This is a genomic window from Mesorhizobium sp. M0408, assembly GCF_040321495.1.
GTDB lineage: Bacteria > Pseudomonadota > Alphaproteobacteria > Rhizobiales > Rhizobiaceae > Mesorhizobium.
This window is the reverse complement of sequence record NZ_JAMYRO010000030.1, coordinates 1-21,674: the sequence shown is the minus strand read 5'-3', so window position 1 is coordinate 21,674 and position 21,674 is coordinate 1. Positions and strand designations below refer to the sequence as shown.

The 21,674-nt window shown below is 62.9% G+C and carries 22 protein-coding genes; 11 read left to right on the top strand and 11 right to left on the bottom strand.

The window, feature by feature from the left end; translation table 11 throughout:
• Positions 1 to 337: 337 nt before the first annotated feature.
• From NKI67_RS27230 to NKI67_RS27205, 6 genes are all read right to left on the bottom strand, one after another.
• Positions 338 to 1,360: a LacI family DNA-binding transcriptional regulator gene (locus NKI67_RS27230; RefSeq protein ID WP_023674039.1), complete on the bottom strand. Its 1,023-nt coding sequence runs from the start codon at positions 1,358 to 1,360 to the stop codon at positions 338 to 340.
• A gap of 59 nt (positions 1,361 to 1,419) precedes the next feature.
• Positions 1,420 to 2,214, bottom strand: a complete 795-nt coding sequence (locus NKI67_RS27225; RefSeq protein WP_023674040.1) for an ATP-binding cassette domain-containing protein — start codon at positions 2,212 to 2,214, stop codon at positions 1,420 to 1,422.
• A 3-nt stretch (positions 2,215 to 2,217) separates the two neighbouring features.
• Entirely contained in the window at positions 2,218 to 3,204 is a 987-nt protein-coding gene (locus tag NKI67_RS27220) for an ABC transporter permease (RefSeq protein WP_023674041.1), read from the bottom strand.
• A 107-nt stretch (positions 3,205 to 3,311) separates the two neighbouring features.
• The gene (locus NKI67_RS27215) at positions 3,312 to 4,244 is read right to left on the bottom strand and encodes a substrate-binding domain-containing protein (RefSeq protein ID WP_023674042.1); all 933 of its coding nucleotides are present in this window, start codon (positions 4,242 to 4,244) and stop codon (positions 3,312 to 3,314) included.
• Positions 4,245 to 4,495: 251 nt separating this feature from the next.
• On the bottom strand, positions 4,496 to 5,290 hold the full coding sequence (locus NKI67_RS27210; protein WP_023674043.1) for an SDR family oxidoreductase: 795 nt from the start codon (positions 5,288 to 5,290) through the stop codon (positions 4,496 to 4,498).
• 77 nt (positions 5,291 to 5,367) lie between these two features.
• The gene (locus NKI67_RS27205; protein ID WP_023674044.1) at positions 5,368 to 6,525 is read right to left on the bottom strand and encodes a fumarylacetoacetate hydrolase family protein; all 1,158 of its coding nucleotides are present in this window, start codon (positions 6,523 to 6,525) and stop codon (positions 5,368 to 5,370) included.
• Between the two features lie 225 nt (positions 6,526 to 6,750).
• Between NKI67_RS27205 and NKI67_RS27200 the strand changes: the two genes are divergently transcribed.
• The 7 genes from NKI67_RS27200 (at position 6,751) to NKI67_RS27170 (ending at position 14,261) form a co-directional block, all read left to right on the top strand.
• Positions 6,751 to 8,034: an NAD(P)/FAD-dependent oxidoreductase gene (locus tag NKI67_RS27200; protein WP_352647848.1), complete on the top strand. Its 1,284-nt coding sequence runs from the start codon at positions 6,751 to 6,753 to the stop codon at positions 8,032 to 8,034.
• A gap of 84 nt (positions 8,035 to 8,118) precedes the next feature.
• The gene (locus NKI67_RS27195) at positions 8,119 to 9,006 is read left to right on the top strand and encodes an ABC transporter permease (RefSeq protein WP_023674047.1); all 888 of its coding nucleotides are present in this window, start codon (positions 8,119 to 8,121) and stop codon (positions 9,004 to 9,006) included.
• Entirely contained in the window at positions 9,003 to 9,881 is an 879-nt protein-coding gene (locus NKI67_RS27190) for an ABC transporter permease (RefSeq protein WP_023674048.1), read from the top strand. Before NKI67_RS27195 ends, NKI67_RS27190 begins: the two co-directional genes overlap by 4 nt.
• A complete protein-coding gene (locus NKI67_RS27185; RefSeq protein WP_031211030.1) occupies positions 9,866 to 10,936 on the top strand; it encodes an ABC transporter substrate-binding protein in 1,071 nt (356 codons plus the stop codon). The genes NKI67_RS27190 and NKI67_RS27185 overlap by 16 nt, the downstream gene beginning before the upstream one ends.
• Before the next feature lie 179 nt (positions 10,937 to 11,115).
• Positions 11,116 to 11,724, top strand: a complete 609-nt coding sequence (locus NKI67_RS27180; RefSeq protein ID WP_023674050.1) for a cupin domain-containing protein — start codon at positions 11,116 to 11,118, stop codon at positions 11,722 to 11,724.
• On the top strand, positions 11,714 to 12,799 hold the full coding sequence (locus tag NKI67_RS27175; RefSeq protein ID WP_023674051.1) for an ABC transporter ATP-binding protein: 1,086 nt from the start codon (positions 11,714 to 11,716) through the stop codon (positions 12,797 to 12,799). Before NKI67_RS27180 ends, NKI67_RS27175 begins: the two co-directional genes overlap by 11 nt.
• Positions 12,800 to 12,833: 34 nt before the next feature.
• The gene (locus tag NKI67_RS27170; RefSeq protein WP_023674052.1) at positions 12,834 to 14,261 is read left to right on the top strand and encodes an aldehyde dehydrogenase family protein; all 1,428 of its coding nucleotides are present in this window, start codon (positions 12,834 to 12,836) and stop codon (positions 14,259 to 14,261) included.
• A gap of 126 nt (positions 14,262 to 14,387) precedes the next feature.
• Here the strand turns inward: NKI67_RS27170 and NKI67_RS27165 are convergent, their stop codons facing one another.
• Positions 14,388 to 14,873, bottom strand: a complete 486-nt coding sequence (locus NKI67_RS27165) for an SRPBCC family protein (protein ID WP_023674053.1) — start codon at positions 14,871 to 14,873, stop codon at positions 14,388 to 14,390.
• Positions 14,870 to 15,220, bottom strand: coding sequence for an ArsR/SmtB family transcription factor (locus tag NKI67_RS27160; RefSeq protein WP_023674054.1), 351 nt, complete (start codon positions 15,218 to 15,220; stop codon positions 14,870 to 14,872). The genes NKI67_RS27165 and NKI67_RS27160 overlap by 4 nt, the downstream gene beginning before the upstream one ends.
• 155 nt (positions 15,221 to 15,375) lie before the next feature.
• Here NKI67_RS27160 and NKI67_RS27155 point away from each other — a divergent pair, with 155 nt between their 5' ends.
• Complete coding sequence (locus NKI67_RS27155; RefSeq protein ID WP_031211032.1) at positions 15,376 to 15,729, top strand: ArsC family reductase; 354 nt, start codon at positions 15,376 to 15,378, stop codon at positions 15,727 to 15,729.
• Positions 15,730 to 15,920: 191 nt separating this feature from the next.
• Here NKI67_RS27155 and NKI67_RS27150 read toward each other — a convergent pair whose 3' ends face one another.
• From NKI67_RS27150 to NKI67_RS27140, 3 genes are all read right to left on the bottom strand, one after another.
• Entirely contained in the window at positions 15,921 to 16,277 is a 357-nt protein-coding gene (locus NKI67_RS27150; RefSeq protein WP_031211033.1) for a DUF488 domain-containing protein, read from the bottom strand.
• A 57-nt stretch (positions 16,278 to 16,334) separates the two neighbouring features.
• Positions 16,335 to 17,591 carry an aminopeptidase gene (locus NKI67_RS27145; RefSeq protein WP_023674057.1) on the bottom strand — a complete coding sequence of 419 codons (1,257 nt, stop codon included), beginning with the start codon at positions 17,589 to 17,591 and terminating at the stop codon, positions 16,335 to 16,337.
• 80 nt (positions 17,592 to 17,671) lie between these two features.
• Complete coding sequence (locus NKI67_RS27140; RefSeq protein WP_023674058.1) at positions 17,672 to 18,586, bottom strand: LysR substrate-binding domain-containing protein; 915 nt, start codon at positions 18,584 to 18,586, stop codon at positions 17,672 to 17,674.
• A 97-nt stretch (positions 18,587 to 18,683) separates the two neighbouring features.
• Between NKI67_RS27140 and NKI67_RS27135 the strand changes: the two genes are divergently transcribed.
• The 3 genes from NKI67_RS27135 to sbmA all read left to right on the top strand — a co-directional run bounded on the left by NKI67_RS27135 (position 18,684) and on the right by sbmA (position 21,550).
• A complete protein-coding gene (locus tag NKI67_RS27135; RefSeq protein ID WP_023674059.1) occupies positions 18,684 to 18,890 on the top strand; it encodes a hypothetical protein in 207 nt (68 codons plus the stop codon).
• Between the two features lie 152 nt (positions 18,891 to 19,042).
• The gene (locus NKI67_RS27130) at positions 19,043 to 20,158 is read left to right on the top strand and encodes a YbfB/YjiJ family MFS transporter (RefSeq protein WP_036237967.1); all 1,116 of its coding nucleotides are present in this window, start codon (positions 19,043 to 19,045) and stop codon (positions 20,156 to 20,158) included.
• Between the two features lie 114 nt (positions 20,159 to 20,272).
• Positions 20,273 to 21,550, top strand: a complete 1,278-nt coding sequence (sbmA, locus tag NKI67_RS27125; RefSeq protein WP_031211034.1) for a peptide antibiotic transporter SbmA — start codon at positions 20,273 to 20,275, stop codon at positions 21,548 to 21,550.
• Positions 21,551 to 21,674 lie beyond the last annotated feature (124 nt).

Genomic DNA, 21,674 nt, shown 5'->3' with positions numbered 1-21,674 from the left:
CGCGGCGGTCGCAGCGAAGCTCATCGATCCGCGGATCAGCAAACGTGTCCGGTGCTGTCCCGACCGCAAGCATTGGCCGCTATCCCGGAGCCGGAACAAAAAAAGCCCGCTGCCGGGAGGAGGTGGCAGCGGGCTCGATTTCGAATACGGCACGGGAGGAGGTGTACCGCACTCAGCGTCGGCATCGCATCTGGGAGGAGTAGATGGCCGACACCTGCGAAACTATCGATTGCCCAATGATTCGGCAACCACAAAAGTTGCATAGGTGATGTGCAGATTTGCGGTATCAACCGAATTTTAACGATCGAGGCCCGAGCGACCATCGCCTCGCGCGACATCACTGCACCGGGACATTTTCCTTGAAGATCAGGCGCGGCTCGATGAATTTCCGCGTCAGATAGGGCGCCGACGAGGCGATCGAGCCGAGCAGGCGAATGACCGACTGTTCGGCGATCAGCCGCGCATTCTGGTCGATGACGACGTCGAGCAGATCGTCGACGAGATAGCCGCGCGTCTCGCGCGTCAGATCATGGCAGATGAACACCGGCTTCGTCTGCGGCCTGACTTCGAGCAATGCTTTTGCCACGCCCGAGCGCCCGGCGCCGATACAATAGATGCCGAGCAGCTCCGGCTCGTTGTGCAGCGCCTTCATGGTCGCGGTATAACTGACCTCCGGCTCATCGTTGATCTCGACGGCGCTGGTGACGGTCAGATTGGGGAACTCCTCGCCGAGCACGGAGCGAAAGCCCATCTCGCGTTCCTCATGGCCGCGGTAGGAGCGTGAGCCGACGACCATCGCCAGATGGCCCTGGCGGCCGCCGAGGAACCGTCCCATCAGCAGCGCCGCCGTTCGTCCGGCCACACGGTTGTCGATGCCGACGTAGGCCGAGCGGGGTGCGCCCGGAACGTCGGACACCAGCGTGACCAGGCGGATGCCGGCCTCGACGATCTCGCGCAAGATGTTGCGCGTTCTCGGATGATCGATGGCGATGACGCCGACGCCGTTCGCCTTGAGCGAGAGGTTTTCGACGGCCGCCTGCAAGGCGCTCGGCGAGATGCCGGCGAGCTTGTGGATGCGGCAGGAGGCGACCAGCGGCAGGCGCGCCGCATAATCCTCGATGTGTCTGGCCAGATCGGCCATGAAGGCATTGCTGCCGATCGGCAGGAAGAATTCGAGATGCGCCGGCCGCGACGGCAACGCGACCTGGTCGACGACCGGCAGATAGCCGAGCTGCTTGGCCGCCTCCATTACGCGCTGCCGGTTGGCGGCACTCGCCCCCGCCCGATTGTTGAGCACGCGGTCGACCGTCGCGGTCGACAGGCCGCAGCTTCTCGCAATATCCGAAACGGTGGCTTTCATGTCGCAACCATATGGCGATGCGATCCAGTGCCTCGACGATCAGGCCGACCCCCGGCTGCTCAGCCGGGCCGTTGCGTGCCCTCGACCAGCGCGTCATGGATCTCCTTGTCCGACATGCCGGTGATGACGCGTTCGACTTCGGCGACGCTGGTCTTCTTCGGGTCGATATCGTCGGCGACCACCTTACCGCGGCGCATGACGACGATGCGGTCGACCACCTGGAAGACATGATGGATGTTGTGGGCGATGAAGATGCAGGAATGGCCGGAATCGCGGGCACTGCGCACGAAGCTCAGCACGCCTTGCGTTTCGGCGACGCCGAGATTGTTGGTCGGCTCGTCGAGGATGATGAGGTCGCTGTCGAAATGCATGGCGCGTGCAATCGCCACCGCCTGCCGCTCGCCGCCGGAGAGCGAGCCGATCGGCGTCGTCGGCGGGATGTTCTTCGAGATGCCGACCTGCTTGAGCAGGTCGCGGGCAACCACGTTCATTGCCTCCTGGTCCATCCGATTGAGGAAGCGCGGCGGCTTGATCGGCTCGCGCCCGAGAAACAGGTTGCGGGCGATCGACAGCTGCGTCACCAGCGCCGAGTCCTGGTAGATCGTCTCGATGCCATGCGCGATGGCGTCGCTGGTACTGCGCAAATTCACCTTCTTGCCGCGGATGAAGATGTCGCCGCTGGTCAGCGGGACCGCGCCCGACAGCACTTTGATCAGCGTCGACTTGCCGGCGCCGTTGTCGCCGAGCAGGCCGACGATCTCCCTTTCGTTGACATGGAAATTGGCATCAACCAGCGCCTGCACGCGGCCATAGGACTTGCGGATATTTTCCATGCGGACAAGCGGTTCGGCCATGGTTCAAGTCCCTGCCTGATGCCGGCGTTCCAGCCATGAATGGAGCGCCATCATGCCGAGGATGATGGCGCCGATGAAAATATTATAGGCAAGGCCCGGCACACCGATCAGCACGATGCCGTTGCGCATCACGCGCAGGATCAGGATACCGAGCACCGTGCCGATGATTGTGCCGCGCCCGCCGGTCAGCGCCGTGCCGCCGATCACCACCATGGCGATGACTTCGAGCTCGTAGCCGGTGCCGCTGTTGGGGTTGGCCGCCGAGGTGCGCAACGAGGAGATGACGCCGGCAAGCGAGGCCAGGATCGACGACAGGATGAACAGGCCGATCTTGACGCCGCTGACATTGACGCCGCGCGCCCTTGCAGCACTCGGGTTGCCGCCGGCTGCCTGGATCCAGTTGCCTGTCCGGCTCTGCGTCAGCACGTAACCGAGCGCGATTGCGGCGGCGATGAACCAGAACAGCGACATGTAGATACGGAACGGCCCGATGAAGAAATCGCCGACCAAGGCTTCCGCCAGCCAGCTGCCCTCGGCGCTCCAGGTCCGCTGCGGAAACCCGTTGGTGACGAACAAAGCGGTGCCGCGCACCACCAGCAGCATGCCCAGTGTCACCAGGAAAGACGGGATCTTCAGCTGCGTCACGAACCAGCCATTGACCAGTCCAATGAACGCAGCGACCACCAGCGCAATGACGAAGGCGGCTTCGAGCGAGGCGACGCCGCTGTTAAACAACGTCCACATCAGGACCGGTGAGAAGCCGAACACCGAGCCGACCGAGAGGTCGAATTCGCCTGATGTCATCAACAGCGTCATCGCCAGCGCGATCAGCCCGAGCTCGACCGTGAAGGCCAGCGTGTTCGAGATGTTTTGCGGCGACAGGAAGTCGTGGTTGATGCCCCAGAACACGGCGATCTCGACGACGAGCAGCACAAACGGCCCGAACTCGGGCCGCGCGATCGATCGTTGGATAAGAGAACGATTTTCCACCTTGGACCCGCGATAGGATTGGATTTGGCCGCGACCGCAACCGGCTTCGGCGGAATGATGAGACAGTCACGGCCGCCGAAGCGGCCGTGACCAACTCGATCGCGGATTTATTTGCCGGACAGGATCTTGTCGTAGACTGCCGCGGTGTCCTTCTCGTAGAGCGCGCCGGTGATCACGTCGAAGCCGGGCGGAATACCGCTCGCCGCCATGTTGGCGAGCGAGAGCGCGACGTAGCTGGTCGCCTGCGGATCCTGCCACTGCGCGGCATTGACGTAGCCGTTCAGCACTTCCTGGGTGGTGTCGAGCGAGTTGCCCCAGCCGACGACCGGGATTTCGCCCGGCTTGACGCCGACCTGGTCGAACACCCGCTTGACCGAACCGGTGACAAGGTCGCCGAGGCCGATGACCGCCTTGACCTTGGCCCTGTTGGCGGTGAGGTAATCGACCATGCGGTTGATCACTTCGGCCTGGTCGAGCGTCGCTTCGGTGATTTCATAGGTGATGCCGAGCGGCTCGAACACGCTCTTGATGCCTTCCTCTTCCTGGACGCCATAGGTGGCGCCGGGAATCTCGACCGGCATCCAGACGAAGTCGCCCTTCTTCACAAGGCCCTTGTCGACCAGATACTGCGCCCAATGTTTGCCGAAGGTGACGTTGTCGCCGCCGACATAGGCGTTGAAGTCCGCCTTCGGGTCGGGCGTGTTGAAGTTGATGATCGGGATGTTCGCCGCCCGCGCTTCCTTGGCGATCTCGACAAGGCTGCCCGGATCAGGGCTGGTCGTGGTGATGCCGTCGGCCTTGGCGGCGATTGCGGCGCGGACAGCCTCCTGCTGCGACGCCACGTCGCCATTGTGGAACGACGTGTTGACGGTGTTGCCGGTGTCCGCCGCCCATTGCTTGGCGCCGGCAAGGAAGTATGTCCAGACCGGATCGGCCGGGCCGCCATGCGAAATCCAGTAGAACGTCTTGGCCTGTGCCGCGGCCGGAATGGCCAGCGCCACCATCAAGCCAAGTACAAGCAGTCTTAGCCTCGTCAGCATTTGATTTCCTCCCATTTGAACCGAACTCCTCCTCCGACGACGATCACCGCGAAAAGCCGTGCGCGGCCAAAACGGTGGTCGCATTTTGCCAGCGTCGACCTGGGCGCATTAGAGCATTCCCTTTTTCGATCGATGGCAAGCCTCGATTGCCAATGGACGTTGGCGCAAGGCACCGCGCCATCAGCAATCCCATCAGATTGCATCAGTTTGGCTGATATTTTCCAGGCGGCCGACGATCGGCCTTGCGACCGTCATGCAATGCTGCGCGGCGGCGCGCCGAGCACGGATTGCTCTAGGTCGATAAGCGTCCCGGTCATCAGCCCGGAGGCGTCGCTGAGCAGGAACAGCGTTAGCTGGGCGACTTCGTCCATGGTCAGCAATCGACCAAGCGGCAGGCCGGCGGCGGCGATCTTTGCCCAGTTTTCGCCCTTGCCCAGCGTGCTCGCCTGCATCTCTTGTTCGGCCGGCGTCGCTACCCAGCCCATGTTGATGCCGTTGACGCGGATGCGATCGGAAAGATGCGCGTTGGCAATGTTTCTGGTCAGCGTCGAAAGCGCGCCCTTGGTTGCGGAATAGATAGCAAGGTCCGGCGCACCGCAATGCGCATTCACCGACAGTATGTTGACGATGGCGCCCGCCGCCCGCCGTGTCTTCATGTCGGCTACGGCCCCCTGCATGAGGAAGAACGGCGCGCGCGCATTGACGGAAAACAACCTGTCCCAGTCGTCGATTGTGCCAGTTTCCAGAGAGGCCCGGTCGGTGAGGGCCGCGGCGTTCACCAGACAATCGATGCGGCCGAGTCTTTTGATCGCTTCCGCCATGACAGCTGCAGGCGCGGCCGGATCTCCAAGGTCGGCCTGGATGAAGACGACGGGCCGGCTTGGTCGTGAAAACTCTTCGGCGATGCGTCTGCCACGCTCGGCATTGCGGCCGACAATGGCGATCCCTTCGCCGCCGTCGGCTGAGGCCAGCCGGACGATGGTCTCGCCAAGTCCTTGCGTTCCGCCGGTAACGACAAGGGTCTTGCCCTCAAGAGCGACGATCAATGGACTCTCCCGAATGCCGACGAGCAGGTAATTTCCAATCAGAGAATTCTAGAATCTATCGGATGTAGGGTGGGGGACTAGATGAGGTCGGCCCTGGCGAGGTCGCGCATCAGATGGCTGGCGCCGTAGGTCCAGTGTGGGCAGTCGGGCGACAGCCGCACGCGGTTGACCAAGGCGCCGAATTTCTCCGACGATATGGTGACGATGTCGCCGACCTTGTGGGTAAAGCCCTTGCCTGTTTCGCCGCGATCCTTCGACGGCACGAACATCGTGCCGAGATAGAGCGCCAGCCCATCCGGGTATTGGTGATGTGGCCCCATGGCGGCGGCGAGCAACTCTTCCGGCGAGCGGCTGATCTCGGCCATCGAACTGGCGCCCTCCAGCGAGAACCCATCCTCGCCTTCGACTTTCAACCGTACGATCGCCTGCTTCACGTCGCCGATGGAAAATGTCTCGTCGAACAGCCGGATAAAGGGGCCAAGTGCTGCCGAGGCGTTGTTGTCCTTGGCTTTGCCGAGCAGCAGCGCCGAGCGCCCCTCGACGTCGCGCAGATTGACGTCGTTGCCGATCGTCGCCCCGACAATCCTGCCGCTGCTGGCGGCAATCATGGCGATCTCCGGCTCCGGATTGTTCCATGTCGAAACCGGATGCAGGCCGACATCGGCGCCGAAGCCGACCGAGGCCATCGGCTGGCACTTGGTGAAGATCTCGGCATCGGGGCCGATGCCGACTTCCAGATATTGCGACCAGGCGCCGCGCGCAATCAGCTTGGCCTTGATCTCCATCGCTTCCGGCGAGCCGGGCTTGAGCTTCGACAGATCGTGGCCGATCAGCCCGGCGATGTCGGCGCGAATGGCGTCGGCCTTTTCCGCCGAACCGCGCGCCTGCTCCTCGATCACCCGTTCGAGCAGGCTGACGACAAAGGTGACGCCAGACGCTTTGATCGCCTGCAGGTCGACGGGGGATAGCAGGTACGGTTTCCCCGGATCGCGCGCTGTCTCGAAACTGTTGGCGGCAATGGCATCGAGCGGGCCGATCGGCCGCCCCTTGGCCGAGCGGACGTGCCCCGCCGGATCCGGCAATTCGCAAACGTCGCGCACGGTCGGCGCCACATTTGACGTGATGTCGAAGACCGTGCCGTCACGCACCGTGACCACCAGCGGATGGGAAGCATCGCTCGCCCGGGCGCGGCCCACGAAGAGGCCTTCGGCGGGCAAATGTGTGGCGTTCGTCATGGCTTACATTTCCTGTTGTCTTGTCCTTCGGCCGCGGCACTTTCAACAAATTCCCGCCAAAGGTCTATCCCGCTTGCAGGGCGAGCTTTGTCAATTCTTTCAAGCGGTCTTCGCATCGCTGGACCTTGATCGAGCCTGACGTGCGCCAATGGCGACGGAAAACGCTCTTTCAAAATAATGAAACCGTCGCTAGGGTTTTCACCTACTGAAATCTCCAGGTGACGCTTGCTCTTACGGTTTTCCGATCCAATCTGGCAGAGGCCGCGGACAGCCACCGCGTTCCAGTCGCTTTTTCCCGCCGGCCAATGCGTCGATGTCGTTATCGTCGGCGGCGGCATTCTGGGTCTGTCAACGGCCTTGCACGCTGCCCGGCTCGGCCTTGCCGTCCAGGTGCTGGAGGCCGGCGAAATTGGCAATGGCGCATCCGGCCTGAACGGCGGTCAGGTCATTCCCGGCCTGAAATACGATCCGGACTGGCTGCTGGAGCATTTTGGTCTCGAACGCGGCGAAGCGCTCGTCAACTTTGCCGCCTCGACCGCTGACACCGTCTTCGAATTGATTCGCGACGAAAGACTGGCGGTGCCGTTCGTCCGCAATGGCTGGATCCAGGCCGCGCATACCGAGACCGCGCTGAAAGCGGCGGCGAACCGGGATCGGCAGTGGCGCGCCCGCGGCGCCGATGTCCGGCTGCTGAGCCGGACGGAGATCGCGACGATGACCGGCGCGCAAGGCTATCTCGGCGGCTGGCTCGATCGCCGCGCCGGTGTCATCGATCCGCTCGCCTACACGTCGGAACTGGCGCGCGTCGCTGCAGCGGCGGGCGTAAAGATCGCCGAGCGCCAGAACGTGATGCAGATCAGCAAGAATGCCGGCATTTGGCACGTTTCTACGGAAAGCGGCGCCGAACTCAAGACCAAGGCGATCGTCCTGGCGACCAACGCCTATACCGGCGGCCTGCTTCCCGGCCTCGCCGAGACGATCGTCCCGCTGCATTCCTTCCAGATCGCGACAGCACCGCTATCGTCCAATCTCGCGGCGGCGATCCTGCCGGAAGGGCAGGCAGTGTCGGATTCGCGCCGCATCCTCGTCTATTACCGCAAGAGTGCCGATGGCCGGCTGGTGTTCGGCGGACGCGGCCGCATGGCCTTGCCGAACGGCCCGGCCGACTGGGCGCATCTGGAACGCGCGCTGCTGCGGCTCTACCCGGCGCTGTCAGACATTGCCATTGAAAAGCGGTGGTTCGGCCGGGTGGCAATGACGCCGGACCATCTCCCGCATATCCACGAGCCAGAGAAGGGTCTGCTGGCGGTCGTCGGTTGCCAGGGCCGCGGCATCGGCCTGATGACCGCGCTTGGCGAGCGCATCGCCTCCTACCTGTCGAGCGGCGATACTAGGCAATTGCCGTTCCCGATATCGCCGATCCGGCCGATCCCGTTTCACGCCTTTCGGCAGATCGGCGTTGCCGCGACCATCGGCTGGTACCGGATGCTGGACGCCTTCGAACGCTGACGTTCATGCCCAAGCATGAAACAGCTTGACAGTTTCACAAATATGAAAAAAGCTTAATCGATTTCAAATTTCGATGGACAGCCGATGTCGACCATCGTCGTAACGCAGTCGCTGCCGGAAACCCGGTCTTCGCCGGCCTTCCGCTTCGCCATGCTGCTGCCCGGCGGGCTGGTCACCTTCTTGCTGATCCTTTTCGCCCTTGGCCTGGTGTTCTTTCTCGCCTTTCGCGGCAATGACGGCTCGCTGCTGGGGGCTGGTTTCACCCTTGCGAATTTCGTCACTGTGGCCACCGATCCGCTGTACTGGACGGTGACGCTGCGCTCGCTGGGCATCGCCGGCCTGGTGACGCTGGCAACCGTCGTCACCGCCTATCCCGTTGCCTACTATCTGGCTTTCCATGCCGGGCGGCGGCGTGGGCTGCTGCTGTTCCTGCTGACCCTGCCGTTCTGGACCAGCTATCTGCTGCGCGTCTTCGCCTGGAAGATCGTGCTTGCCTATAATGGCGTGCTGAACTCGGCGCTGATCGAAAGCGGCATCTGGTCGGAGCCGACATTGGCCTTCCTGAATACGCCGGCAGCGGTCGTCGTCACGCTTGCCCACGCTTATTCGCCGTTCGCCATCCTGCCCATCTATGTGGCGCTGGACACGATCCCGAAATCGCTGCTCGAAGCTGCTTCCGATCTCGGCGCAAAACCGTTCACCAGCTTCCGTCGCATCGTGCTGCCCAATTCGATGCCGGGCGTGCTGGCGGCTGCTCTCGTCGTCTTCGTGCCGACCGTCGGCGATTATGTGACGCCGGCGCTGGTCGGCGGCCCTGCCAGTACAATGATCGGCACACTGATCCAGGCCGAGTTCGGCAAGGCCAATGACTGGCCGTTCGGCGCCGCACTCGCCGTCGCCGTCATGCTGGTCATTCTCGCCGTGGTGCTGGTGGTGCGCTTCGCCGACCGGCGATACGGCAGCCGCACATGAACACGGCGCGCCTGGACGCAAAGCAAGGCGGCGGCTGGCTCGGAGCCTACGTCCTTGCCTATCTGGTGTTCCTGTATCTGCCGATACTGCTGATCCCACTGTTTTCATTCAACAATTCGATCCAGGCGGCGTTTCCGCTGCAAGGCTTCACGCTGGAATGGTACGGCACGCTGGTCGGCAATTCGGCGCTGTCCGGTGCGCTTGCCACCAGCCTCGTCATCGGCGCCATTGCCGCCACCGGCGCAACACTCTGCGGCATCACCGTGTCCTATATGGACCTCTACGGCCGCTCGCCGCTGGCCGCCACGATCAGTGCCATTGCGCGGCTGCCGATCCTGATCCCCGGCGTCATCGTCGGCATCTCGCTGTTGATCCTGGTCAATCTCGCCGGTTTCGGGCCGTCGCGCATTGCCATTGTGCTCGGCCATGTATTGGTGGCGCTGCCGACGACGGTGGTGGTCATGCGCAGCCGCTTCGCCGCCATCCCGAAGACCATCCGCGAGGCAGCGCTCGACCTCGGCGCCTCGGACTGGACGACCTTCAGACGGGTGATGCTGCCGCTCAGCCTGCCAGCCATTATTTCGGCGTTCATGCTGGCCTTCCTGACCTCGTTCGACGAGTTCATCGTCGCCTTCTTCCTTGCCGGCACCGAGCCGACGCTGCCGCTTTATATCTGGAGCCAGCTGCGCTTCCCGAAATCGCTGCCGACCGTCATGGCGCTCGGCACGGCGATCCTGGCCGTGTCGTTCGTCATCGCCGCACTCGCCGAAATCCTGCGCCATCGCGGGCTTGCCGCCACCCGGCGGCCAGCGCCCGCCAGCCTGTCAAAACCAGAAGAAACCGAAAGAGGAGAACTGCAATGGCATTCGACTTGAAATCGATAACGACAAAGACAGCGAAAACCGGACTGGCCGCCTTGGCGCTGGCGCTTGCATCGACTGTCGCCTTTGCCGGCGACAAGCTGCAATATTTCACCTGGTCGGGTTACGAGCTGCCCGACTTCAACAAGAGCTTCCTCGCCGCGCACCCTGATGGCGTCGAAGCCGCGATGTTCGGCGACGACGATGACGCCTTCACCAAGGTCAAGGCCGGCTTCCGCCCCGATGTCGCGCACCCTTGCTATGACAAGGTGGCGCGCTGGAACAAGGAAGGCCTGCTGCAGCCGATCGACACCAAGCGCATCAAGAACTGGGATTCAATCTTCCCGGTCTTCAAGAACCTGCCCGACTTGCAGGCCGGCGACGGCAAGGTCTGGATGGTGCCGTGGGACTGGGGCAATACCTCGATCCTCTACCGCACCGATCTGGTGAAGAACCCGGAAGCCAGCTGGAACCTGCTCTGGGACAAGCAATATGCCGGGCGCATGGCGACCATCGATGCCGTCCACGACACACCGGTGGTGGCGGCCCTTCTGGCCGGCGTCAATCCATTCGACATGACGGCGGAACAGATGGACAAGGTGGCGGAGAAACTGCGCGAGCAGCGCCCGCTGCTCTCGAACTACACCACCGACATGACCTCGGTCGAACAGGCACTGGCGAGCGGCCAGCTGGTCGCGGCCATGACCTGGAACGCCTCGGCCACCTCGCTGAAGAAGCAGGGCGTGCCTGTAGAGTTCATGAAGCCGAAGGAAGGCATGCTGACCTGGGCTTGCGGCTTCGTCATGCTCAAGGACGCCAAGAACGTCGATCTTGCTTATGACTTCATCAACAGCCGGCTGGAGACGGATTCCGGAAAGTATCTGATCCAGGCCTACGGCTATGGCAGCTCGACCAGCTCGGCTTTCGCCGCCGTGCCGAAGGAGGAGTTGGAGAAACTGCAGCTGCCTTCCGATCCCGAGGTGATGCTGAAGACCACCATCTTCACCGGGCCGATGAAACAGAATGACGAACTCGCCAAGATGTTCGAGAAGGTCAAGGCAGGCGGCTGAGTTCGCTCTTCCTTCTCCCCTTGTGGGAGAAGGTGTCGCCGAAGGCGACGGATGAGGGGTGTTCCAGATGGCACCGACAGCACTCCGACCAACACCCCTCATCCGTCTCGGCGCTTCGCGCCGATCCACCTTCTCCCACAAGGGGAGAAGGGAAAACCTTACCAAACAAGGACGAACGAATGGACATGCTGGACGAAGCGGCTGAGAAGCCGAAAGACGACGCCGACGTCAGGGTCGGCCGGCGCGTGCGGGCGCTCAGGCTGGAGCGCAATCTCTCGCTGGCCGAACTTGCCGCCAAAGCCGGTGTCTCGATCGGAGCGCTCAGCCAGATCGAGCGCGGCATGTCGTCATTGCGGGTCCGCGTGATTTGGCCGCTCGCCGCCGCACTCGACATCGAGCCGTCGGCGCTGATCGCCGACGGCAATGATGTCGGCAACGACCTCTATTGCGTGCGCGCCAACAGCCGGCGGCAGATCCCGGTAAAATCGGAAGGCATCGCCAAGGCACTGCTGTCGCCGCCGGCCGCCACGCTAACCGGCATGCTGGTGACCGTTGAGGCCGGTGGCGGCACCGCCGAAGCTTACGCCCATGCCGGCCATGAATTCGGCTTCGTCCTGTCGGGCGAGGTCGAGCTGGTGGTCGATTCGACCAGATACGGGCTGAAGGCCGGAGACAGCTTCGCCTTCAAGAGCACCTTGCTGCACGCCTTCCGCAATCCGGGCAGCGAGCGCTGCCAGATCCTGTGGGTCAACACCACCAAGCCGTCCGAGGTTCGCGATGGCGCCTGATCCTCTCGTCCGGCTGGACAAGGTCTCCAAGATATTCCCCGGCGGCATCATCGGGCTCGACGCCGTCGATCTCGATATTTCGCGCGGCGAGTTCCTGACTCTGCTCGGACCGTCAGGCTGCGGCAAGACCACCAGCCTGCGGGTCATCGCCGGCTTCGAGAGCCCGTCGAACGGCAGGGTCCTGCTCGAAGGCCGCGACATCACAGCGCTCAGGCCCTTCGGCCGTCCCGTCAATACCGTGTTCCAGGACTACGCGCTGTTCCCACACATGAACGTTGCCGAAAATGTCGGCTTCGGCCTGTCGCTGCGCAAGCTCTCCGGTGCCGAACAGGCAAAGCGCGTCGGCGCAGCGCTCGACATGGTCGGCCTTGCCGAGAAGCTCGGCGCCCGCGTGTCCGAATTGTCGGGTGGCCAGCGCCAGCGCGTCGCGCTTGCCCGCGCGATCGTCTGCGAGCCGCGTGTGCTGCTGCTCGACGAGCCGCTGTCAGCGCTCGACGCGCATCTGCGCGAGCAGATGCAGGTCGAACTGAAGCGGCTGCAGTCGCGGCTTGGCACCACTTTCGTCATGGTCACGCACGACCAGACCGAGGCGCTGTCGATCTCAGACCGCATCGTCGTCATGAACAAGGGCCGCATAGAGCAGATTGCGCCGCCGGCGACCCTTTACGACCGGCCCGCCACTAAATTCGTCGCCAGCTTCATCGGCACGATGAACCTTCTGCAGTCGCGCTTTGTCGGCCGCGATGGCGAGCGCTTACGGTTCGCCGCCGGCGCCCTGCCGCTGGAAGCGGTTTCGGAGACGGGCGAACTGCCTGGCGAGGGCACGGTGCGCACCATCGGCGTGCGTCCGGAGGACCTTTTGGCCACGACCGAGGCGGCGGCCGGTACTGCACCGGTGCGGGTGAACAGCATCGTCTTTCACGGCCGCACCTTGCGCCTTCATGCAGAGTTGGGGCAGGGGACACAGGTGGTGATCGACGCGCCGCGCCGGACAGAGGGTTTTCAATTCAGCGTCGGCGACGTGGCGCATATCAGCCTGCGCCGTGGTGCCAACTGCCCTATGCTGCCTAGCTAGTCTCACTCATTTCCAGAAAACCGGAGCACGGCCCATGAGCAATCATCTCAATTTTTTCATCGGCGGCAAATGGGTCGGCCCCGTGGTTCCGGCAACGCTGGATGTGATCGATCCGTCCACTGAAGAGGCCTACACCAAAATCTCGGTCGGCTCGAAAGCCGATGTCGACAAGGCCGTGGCTGCAGCCAAGGCGGCATTCCCGGCCTTTTCGCAAACGACCAAGGCCGAGCGCCTGAAGCTGCTGAAGCGTATCCTCGAAGTCTACAATGAGCGCTACGAGGACATCGCCCAGGCGGTCAGCCAGGAAATGGGCGCGCCGATCAGGTGGGCGCGCGAGGCGCAGGCCTGGGCGGGCAGGGCGCATATGGAAGCCACTATCAAGGCGCTGGAGGATTACGAATTCAGCGAGAAGCGCGGCACCACCATGGTGGTCAAGGAGCCGATCGGCGTCTGCGCGCTGATTACACCGTGGAACTGGCCGCTCAACCAGATAGTCTGCAAGGTGGCGCCGGCCATCGCCGCCGGCTGCACCGTCATTTTAAAGCCTTCCGAAATCGCGCCGATCAGCGGCATCATCTTTTCCGAGGTGATGGACGCCGCCGGCACGCCGAAGGGCGTCTACAATATGGTGAATGGCACTGGTCCGGATGTCGGCCAGGTCATGGCTGGCCATCCCGATGTCGACATGGTCTCGTTCACCGGATCGACCCGGGCCGGCATCATCGTCGCCAAGACGGCGGCCGAGACGGTAAAGCGCGTCGCGCAGGAGCTCGGCGGCAAATCGGCCAACATCGTGCTGCCCGACGCTGACTTCGAGACGGCGGTGCGCAAGGGTGTCAACGCCTGCTTCGGCAATAGCGGCCAGTCTTGCGATGCGCCGACCCGCATGCTGGTGCCGGCCGCCCGTCACGACGAGGCGCTGACGATCGCCAGGAAGGCCGCCGAACGGCACAAGGTTGGCGACCCGCGCTCGGAGGAGACCAAGCTCGGGCCGGTGGTCAGCATCGTCCAGTTCGACAAGATCCAGCGGTTGATCGAGGCAGGTATCGCCGAGGGTGCGACGCTGGTCACCGGCGGCCCCGGCCGGCCGGAACACCTCAACCGTGGCTATTATGTGCGACCGACCGTTTTCGGCCACGTCAGGCCTGGCATGACCATCGAGAAGGAGGAGATTTTCGGGCCGGTCCTGTCGGTCATCTCCTACGATGACGATGATGATGCGGTGAAGATCGCCAACGACACCGTCTATGGCCTGGCTGCCTATGTGCAGTCCGGGGATATCGACCACGCCCGCAAGATTGCCAGCCGCCTGCGTGCCGGCCAGGTCTCGATCAACTATCCGGAATGGGACACGTTCGCGCCCTTCGGCGGCTACAAGCAGTCCGGCAACGGCCGCGAATACGCCGACTGGGCCATCCACGACTTCCTCGAGATCAAGGGCATCATCGGCTACGGCGCCTGAGCGTTCAACATTGGCATTACGCCAACCGTCGAAATTTGTTGCGAGCGTTGGTGCCTCGGCACCGGCGTTCGGTTGAACGGCCACGACGGCTCCGTGGCCGCAATGTGAGTGCGAAGCAGGGTCGCCTCAGATCGTCTTGAGATAGCCGGCCAACTGATCCGCCACCGTGCCCCAGCCGTCGTAGAAGCCCATCTCCTCGTGGCTGTTGCGCGTGGCTTCGTCGCGGTGGATGGCGGTGGCGGTGTAGCGCGTCGTCTCGCCATGCGATTGCAGCGCTATGACGGCTGTGATGAATGGGTCGCCTGACGGCCGGTAGCCGGGCAGCAGCGCATCGGTCCACACCAGCCGCTCGTCCTGGACGATCTCGAGGTAGCAGCAACGCCTATCGTTGACCTCCTTGCCGTCGGGCGACTGCATGCGGGTGCGGAACAGGCCGCCGGGCCGCAGGTCGATCTCGCAATCGGTGATGATCCACGGCTTCGGCGTGAACCATTGGCGGACATGTTCGGGCTCCGTCAAGGCCATCCACAGCAGTTTTCGCGGCGCCTCGATCGTCCGTTCGAGCACGAGGTCGAGCTTCGGATCGGGTTGGAACAACGGCACCGTATTCATCTGTCTTTCTCCTTGAGTTTCAGCACGTAATCGTCGAACTGGTCGAGACGGCGCTCCCACAGCGCACGCTGCTCGGCCAGCCAGTTTTCCGCGAGCTTCAACGGCTCCGGCGCGAGCCGGTAGGTCCTGACGCGGCCGGCCTTTTCCGAATGCACCAGCCCGCAGCCTTCCAGAACCCTGAGGTGCTCGATGAAGGATGGCAGGGCCATCTCGAACGGCCGGGCAAGCTCGCTGACCGAGGCGGGGCTTCGGTTCAGTCGCTCGACCACGCGTCGCCGGGTCGGATCGGCGAGCGCCCGGAAAATGCCGTCAATGGGCGGGGGGCTTTCGGTCTGCAGGCCCGTCATGGTCGTTTCCTTGCCTCAAATTAGCTCGGGAAATAGTTAGGAAGATTCCTTACTATTGGCAAGCGCGAAAATCGCAGACGGCCGGCGAGGCCGCTGGAAAACCGAGAGGCGCGGTTTTAGGGTGCCGTCAGATTCGACTGGTCCGAGGACGCGTTTTGACGATCACCATGTACGGCATCACCAATTGCGATACGGTCAAGAAGGCGCGTTCCTGGCTGGCGAGCCACGATGTTGCCTATCGCTTTCACGACTACAGGGCAGACGGCCTTGACGCGGATCGGCTGAACGGCTGGTCAGGCAAGGTCGGCTGGGAAATTCTGCTCAACAAGGCGAGCACAACGTTCCGTGAACTGTCGGACGAGGACAGACTGGGCCTGGACGAGAAGAAGGCCAAGGCGCTGATGCTGGCCAAACCGACGATGATCAAGCGTCCGGTGCTGGAACTTGGCGACAGGGTTCTCGTTGGCTTCAAGCCTGATGTTTATCAAGAGGCGGTGAGTGGGAAGTAGAACCGACCCGCCGCGATCCGTCGCGCCCCCCTCTGTCCTGCCGGACAGCTCCCCCTCTGGTGGGGAGATTGGATGTCGCTTCGGCTTTCGCTAGTCTCCAAAGAAGGGCGCTTTCGGCGAAGCTGCCAATCTCCCCCCTTGAGGGGGAGATGGCCGGCAGGCCAGAGGGTGGCGCTGTCCCGCCGGTGTGACTAATTGATCTCACGCAAATAGCTCGCCAGTGCCACCGCATTGTTGTGCGCCTCGTCATGGGCGCCGTAGAGCAGCGTCACCTTGCCTTCACGGAGCAAGGCACGTAGTTCCGCCACCGCCTCGCTGTTCCGGTCGAGCTCATCGCGGTATCGCCGCTGGAATTCCGCCCAGCGCGCCGACTCATGACCGAACCATTTGCGCAACGCATTGCTCGGCGCGATGTCCTTCAGCCAGACCGTCAGCGCCGCGTCCTCTTTGCGGACGCCGCGAGGCCATATGCGGTCGACGAGCACCCGCTGCCCGTCATCGGGCGCCGGCGGCTCATAGATGCGCTTGACCGCGAGCCCCATTGCCAACTCCGCATGGGCCAGCAGGCGCCGCTGCTTGCTGGCCTTCGTTTAGAGATCCCGGGCCTAAACCCACTCGCCCTTGCGCATCACCGGCACGCGGCTGCCGTCCTTATGGACGCCGTCTATGTCGATCTTGTCCGAGCCAATCATCCAGTCGATGTGGATGAAACTCTTGTTGCCGCCGCGCGCCGCGATCTCGTCCTGGCCGAGCGAGGCGCCGTCGACGAAGCACTTCGAATAGCACTGGCCGAGCGCGATGTGGCAGGCGGCGTTCTCGTCGAACAGCGTGTTGAAAAACAGCAGCCCGCTCTTGGCGATCGGCGAGGAATGCGGCACCAGCGCCACCTCGCCGAGACGGCGCGAGCCTTCGTCGGTATCGAGCACCTTTTGCAGCACATCCTCGCCCTTCGTGGCCTTGGCCTCGACAATGCGGCCCGCCTCGAAACGCACCGCAATGCCGTCGATCAGGGTACCCTGGTAGGACAGCGGCTTGGTGCTGGTGACATGGCCTTCGACGCGCCTTGCATGCGGCGTGGTGAAAACCTCTTCGGTCGGGATGTTGGGGTTGCAGGTGATGCCGTTCTTGGCGGTCGAGGCGCCGCCCATCCACTCGTGGCCGTCGGCCAGCCCGACGGTCAGGTCGGTGCCGGGGCCGGTGAAATGCAGTGCGTGGAAATTGTGGCCGTTCAGCCATTCGGTGCGGCTCTTCAACGCCGCATTGTGCGCCGTCCAATTGCCGATCGGGTCTTCGACATCCACGCGCGAGCCGGCAAAGATGGCGTCGGCGAGCTTGGCCACGGCGACGTCTTCGGCATCGTCCGGGAAAACCTGCTTGGCCCAGGCCTGATCGGGATAAGCGACGATGTTCCAGTTGATATCGAAGCCGGTGATCTTCTCCAGCGCCGGCTGGTAGGCCATCGAATTCGCCTTGTTGGCACGCGCTACCTTTGTCGGGTCCTGCGCCGAAAGCAGCGAGGGATCCTCGCCGCGCACGGCAAGTCTCGCCGCATTGTTGGCGAAGGCTTTCGCCATGCCTTCATAGAGCCAGCCGGCGGCGCGGTCGAAGCCGCCGTCGGCGCCGTAGCGGAAGCGTGCGAGAGTGATCTCATCGTCGTTGAAGATCGGCGTCACCAGGCCCGCGCCTGCCTTGTAGGCGTGCTCGACGATCCGCCGCGCCAAAGGCAGCGCGGCAATAGACGAGGTCAGCACCAGATCCTGCCCCGGCTGCAATTGCAGCCCGACCTTGACGGCGACCTCCGCCAGCCTGTCGAGCTTCACCGGGTCGATGCTTGCGGAAACGCCGCGCGAATGTGTGGTCATGATCCTGCCTGCCGTGATTGGGGACTGTTTCTTACATAGACCGGCGCTACCGACCTTTCCACCGTGATGTGCTGGCAGGCTCAGCTGGCGCTCTCGAGCGACCTGAACTGCGCCATCGTCGCCTCGATCTCTTCGCGGATCCAGATCTTGAAATCCCTGACCTTACGGCTTTCGTTCTTGCTGGCCGAAGTCACCAGCCAATAGCCGAGGCCGCTCTGGGCGCGTATGCCGAACGGCGCGACGAGACGGCCGTCGGCCAGCGCGTCGGCGGCCAGCAACTGCCAGCCGAGCATGACGCCGTGGCCGGCAATCGCCGATTCCAGGCACAGCATCGGATCGGTGAAGCGCGCGCCCTTCATGAAGGTGACAGGCTCCACTCCGGCCGCTTCGAACCAGCTCTCCCAACTGATCATCGATCTTTCGTCCGTGATCGCACAGGTCAAAGCAAGGTCCTCGATCGATTTCAGCTTGCTGGCGATCACCGGTGCACAGACCGGAAACACCTCCTGCGCCAGCAGCAATTCGGCCCGCCCGCCCGGCCATTTGCCGTCGCCGAGCCGAATGGCGACGTCGATGTCCGAACGATCGAGATCGGCAAGCCGCACCGAGGCATCGATGCGCAGAAGCACGTTCGGATGCCGGGCGAAATGCCGCGACAGCCGCGGCAGCAGCCATTTCGAGGCGAAAGCCGGCGCCACCGAAACCACCAGCGTGCACTCCGAGCTTTCATCGGCAAGCGCCACCGCCTGTGCGAGTTCGCGGAAGCCTGCGCTGAGCCGCGCGGTAAAGACGGTGCCGAATTCCGTCGCCACCAGGCCAGCTGGCGTTCGTTCGAATAGCGCCCGGCCGAGCTGCTTTTCTGTTCGGTTGATCTGCTGGCTGACGGCGCTGACCGAGACGTTGAGCTCGCCGGCCGCCGCCGCGAGCGAGCCCAGGCGGGCAACAGTTTCCACGGCGCGCAAGCCGTTGAGATGGACGCGGTTCAGAGTAGCCATACAGTTTTTCTAAACTGGAGCGGCTGAAATCTCAATTGCCAGACGCTAAGGAACGGCGGATTCTAAGTGGGCTACTCAGAGTGAGGAGGCAAATCCGATGAAGATTTTGTCATGGCTTGGCGCCTTTTCCCCGATCGGGGCGCAGCCGCACCGGGATGACAGCCAGGCCACCAGCTGGGTGACCGATCCGCTGTCGCATCCGGTGCTCGACACCATGTCGGAGCGCGAACTCGCCGACATGCCATTCAGGCTGACCGCGTGTCGTACCCGCTTCGAGACGGCGCCAAGGACCTGCTGCGGCTGAACAAGGACTTGCTGGCACTTCAGGTGAGCCGGCCGCCGACGCGGCTGCGCAACCCTTCTGGCCCAACAAAAGGCGGATTGTCTGACCGGCAGGCGCACCTATTGTGCATCGCGATGAAAGCCGCTTCGCCCTTGCGCCTGGCAATCGCCGGCATGATTGCCCTGGCCGTCGCCATGGGAATCGGCCGCTTCGTCTATACGCCGATCCTGCCTGGCATGATGGAAGAGCTCGGCCTGTCGCCGGCTGATGCCGGCTGGATCGCATCGGCCAATTATCTCGGCTATCTCGTCGGCGCGCTTGCCGCCACCGGCGGCTGGGCGCAAGGCCGCGAGCGCCAGCTGATGCTGGCCGGCCTTGCCGCCACCGCGATCCTCGCCGGCCTGATGGGCCTGAGCGGCACCATGCCCGGCTTTCTCCTCATCCGCTTTCTTGCCGGCCTCGCCAGCGCCTTCGTGCTGGTCTTCATGACCAGCATCGTTTTCGGTCATCTCGCCGCGGCCGGGCGAAACGACCTGCAGGCGCTGTATTTCGGCGGTGTCGGCCTCGGCATCGCGGCGTCCTCGGCGCTGTTGGCAGTCCTCGTCACCGAACATGCCGGCTGGGCGGCGGGCTGGCTGTGGTCCGCGGTGATTTCGGCCTGCGGCTTTGCCGTCGTCGCCTTGCTGGCCGGCGGCACCTCGGCCGCGAACAGCACCACCGGGAGCGAGCCGGCACTGCCGAAAGACCGGTCGCTGGTGAAGATCATCGTCGCCTACGGCCTGTTCGGCTTCGGCTACATCGTCACGGCAACGTTCCTGGTCGCCATCGTCCGCCAGGGCGGCGGCGGCCGCGTCTTCGAGGCCGTGGTCTGGATGGTCACCGGACTTGCCGGTTTCCCATCGGTCTGGCTGTGGCAGAAGCTTACGGCTAAAATCGGGCTCTATGCCACCTACGCCCTGGGGTGCCTGGTCGAGGTGGTCGGCGTCAGCGCCAGTGTCGTCATGGGCGGGCGCACCGGGCCGCTGCTCGGCGGCCTTCTTGTCGGCGGCACCTTCATCGCCATAACCGCGCTTGGCCTCCAGGCCGGACGGCAGCTTGCCCCGCAAGCACCACGCCGGATGCTGGCGGTGATGACGGCCGCCTTCGGCCTCGGCCAGATCATTGGCCCGATCGTCGCCGGTCTGCTTGCGCAGGCCTCGGGTAACTTTTTCCTTGCCTCGATCGTGGCCGCCGCCGTCCTGCTCGCCTCGGGTGCGATCGCCTGGTCGGCTGCGCCAAAATCGCCATGATTATGGTCTTGCTCGGCGCCGGGCGTTGGGCACGGGCATTTTCTTTCCCGCTAATGTGTGACTTTATGCCCGCTGAACCCGCTGATTTGCGCATCGACCGAGGATTTCGCCACAGTGTTCGTATCGTTTTTTCCGCAGCCGAAGCTGTTCTTCAGTTCGGTCGCCGTCTGGAGCCTCGCGGCCGTTCTGTTTTGGTTTTTTGGAGGAGAGCAACTTGGAGCAGTGTTTGGACTGCCCCCGATGGCCGCCGGCGTCGACAAGATCATTGGCGTGTCGCTCTTTTGGTCGAAGCCATTTCTCTGGTTCTATATATATTTTGCGGCTGTCGTCCTCATCTTCTACGGCTTTTGGGCCTGGTACCGACCTCATCCATGGCGGAATTGGTCGATCCTTGGCACCTCACTGATTCTCTTTGTGATCTATTACCAGGTGCAGGTAAATGTCGCCTTCAATGACTGGTATGGCCCTTTCTACGATCTTATTCAGAAGGCTTTAGGCACACCGTACTCTACGACGCCGTGGGACTTCTATATCCAACTGCTGACAATCATGTGGATTGCGCTTCTGGCTGTGACCGTTGGCGCCCTCAACCGGTTTTTTGTAAGTCATTGGATATTTCGTTGGCGCACCGCAATGAACGAATACTACATGACCAACTGGGAAAGATTGAGGCGCATCGAAGGTGCGTCCCAGCGTGTTCAAGAAGACACGATGCGCTTCTCCAGCACGATGGAGGATCTGGGCGTAAGCTTAGTCGGGTCCATCATGACACTGATAGCGTTCCTTCCCGTGCTGCTGCATCTCTCTGAAAACGTCACGGAACTGCCGATTGTCGGCACGGTGCCTTACTCCCTGGTCGTTGTAGCAATCCTTTGGTCGGCCTTCGGAACTACTTTCTTAGCTGCGGTAGGAATCAAACTGCCGGGTCTCGAATTCCGCACCCAACGTGTCGAGGCAGCCTACCGCAAAGAATTGGTCTATGGTGAGGACGATGCAGATCGCGCCCAACCGCCAACTGTCGCTGACCTTTTTAGAAGTGTAAGAAGCATCTATTTTCGTAAATACTTCCACTACTTATATTTTAACGTCGCTAGAATATTCTATCTACAGATCGACAATATATTTCCATATATTGTTCTTGTCCCTACGATGGTCGCGGGAAAGATCAAGCTCGGCGCTCTGAACCAGATTCTCAACTCCTTTGAGCAGGTCCGATCTTCATTTCAGTATCTGGTCAATGCCTGGCCGACGGTCGTGGAACTGATCTCGATCTACAAACGCTTGCGCGCCTTCGAGGCCACGCTCGAAGGCGAGCCGCTGCCGGAAATCGACCAGCGTTATCTCGAACGTGAGCAAGCCGGGTTGCGCCCTGAGGACCAGCCGGCAAGCTAAGACTGGCGGGGGGCGGGCGCAGTCCCAGCACCCCCCCCCCCCCCCGGGCCGTTTGCCCCCCCCCGCAAAAAATAAGGTAAAAAAATTGGACAGGCGAGTGTTATAAAACCCCCCACCCCCGCCA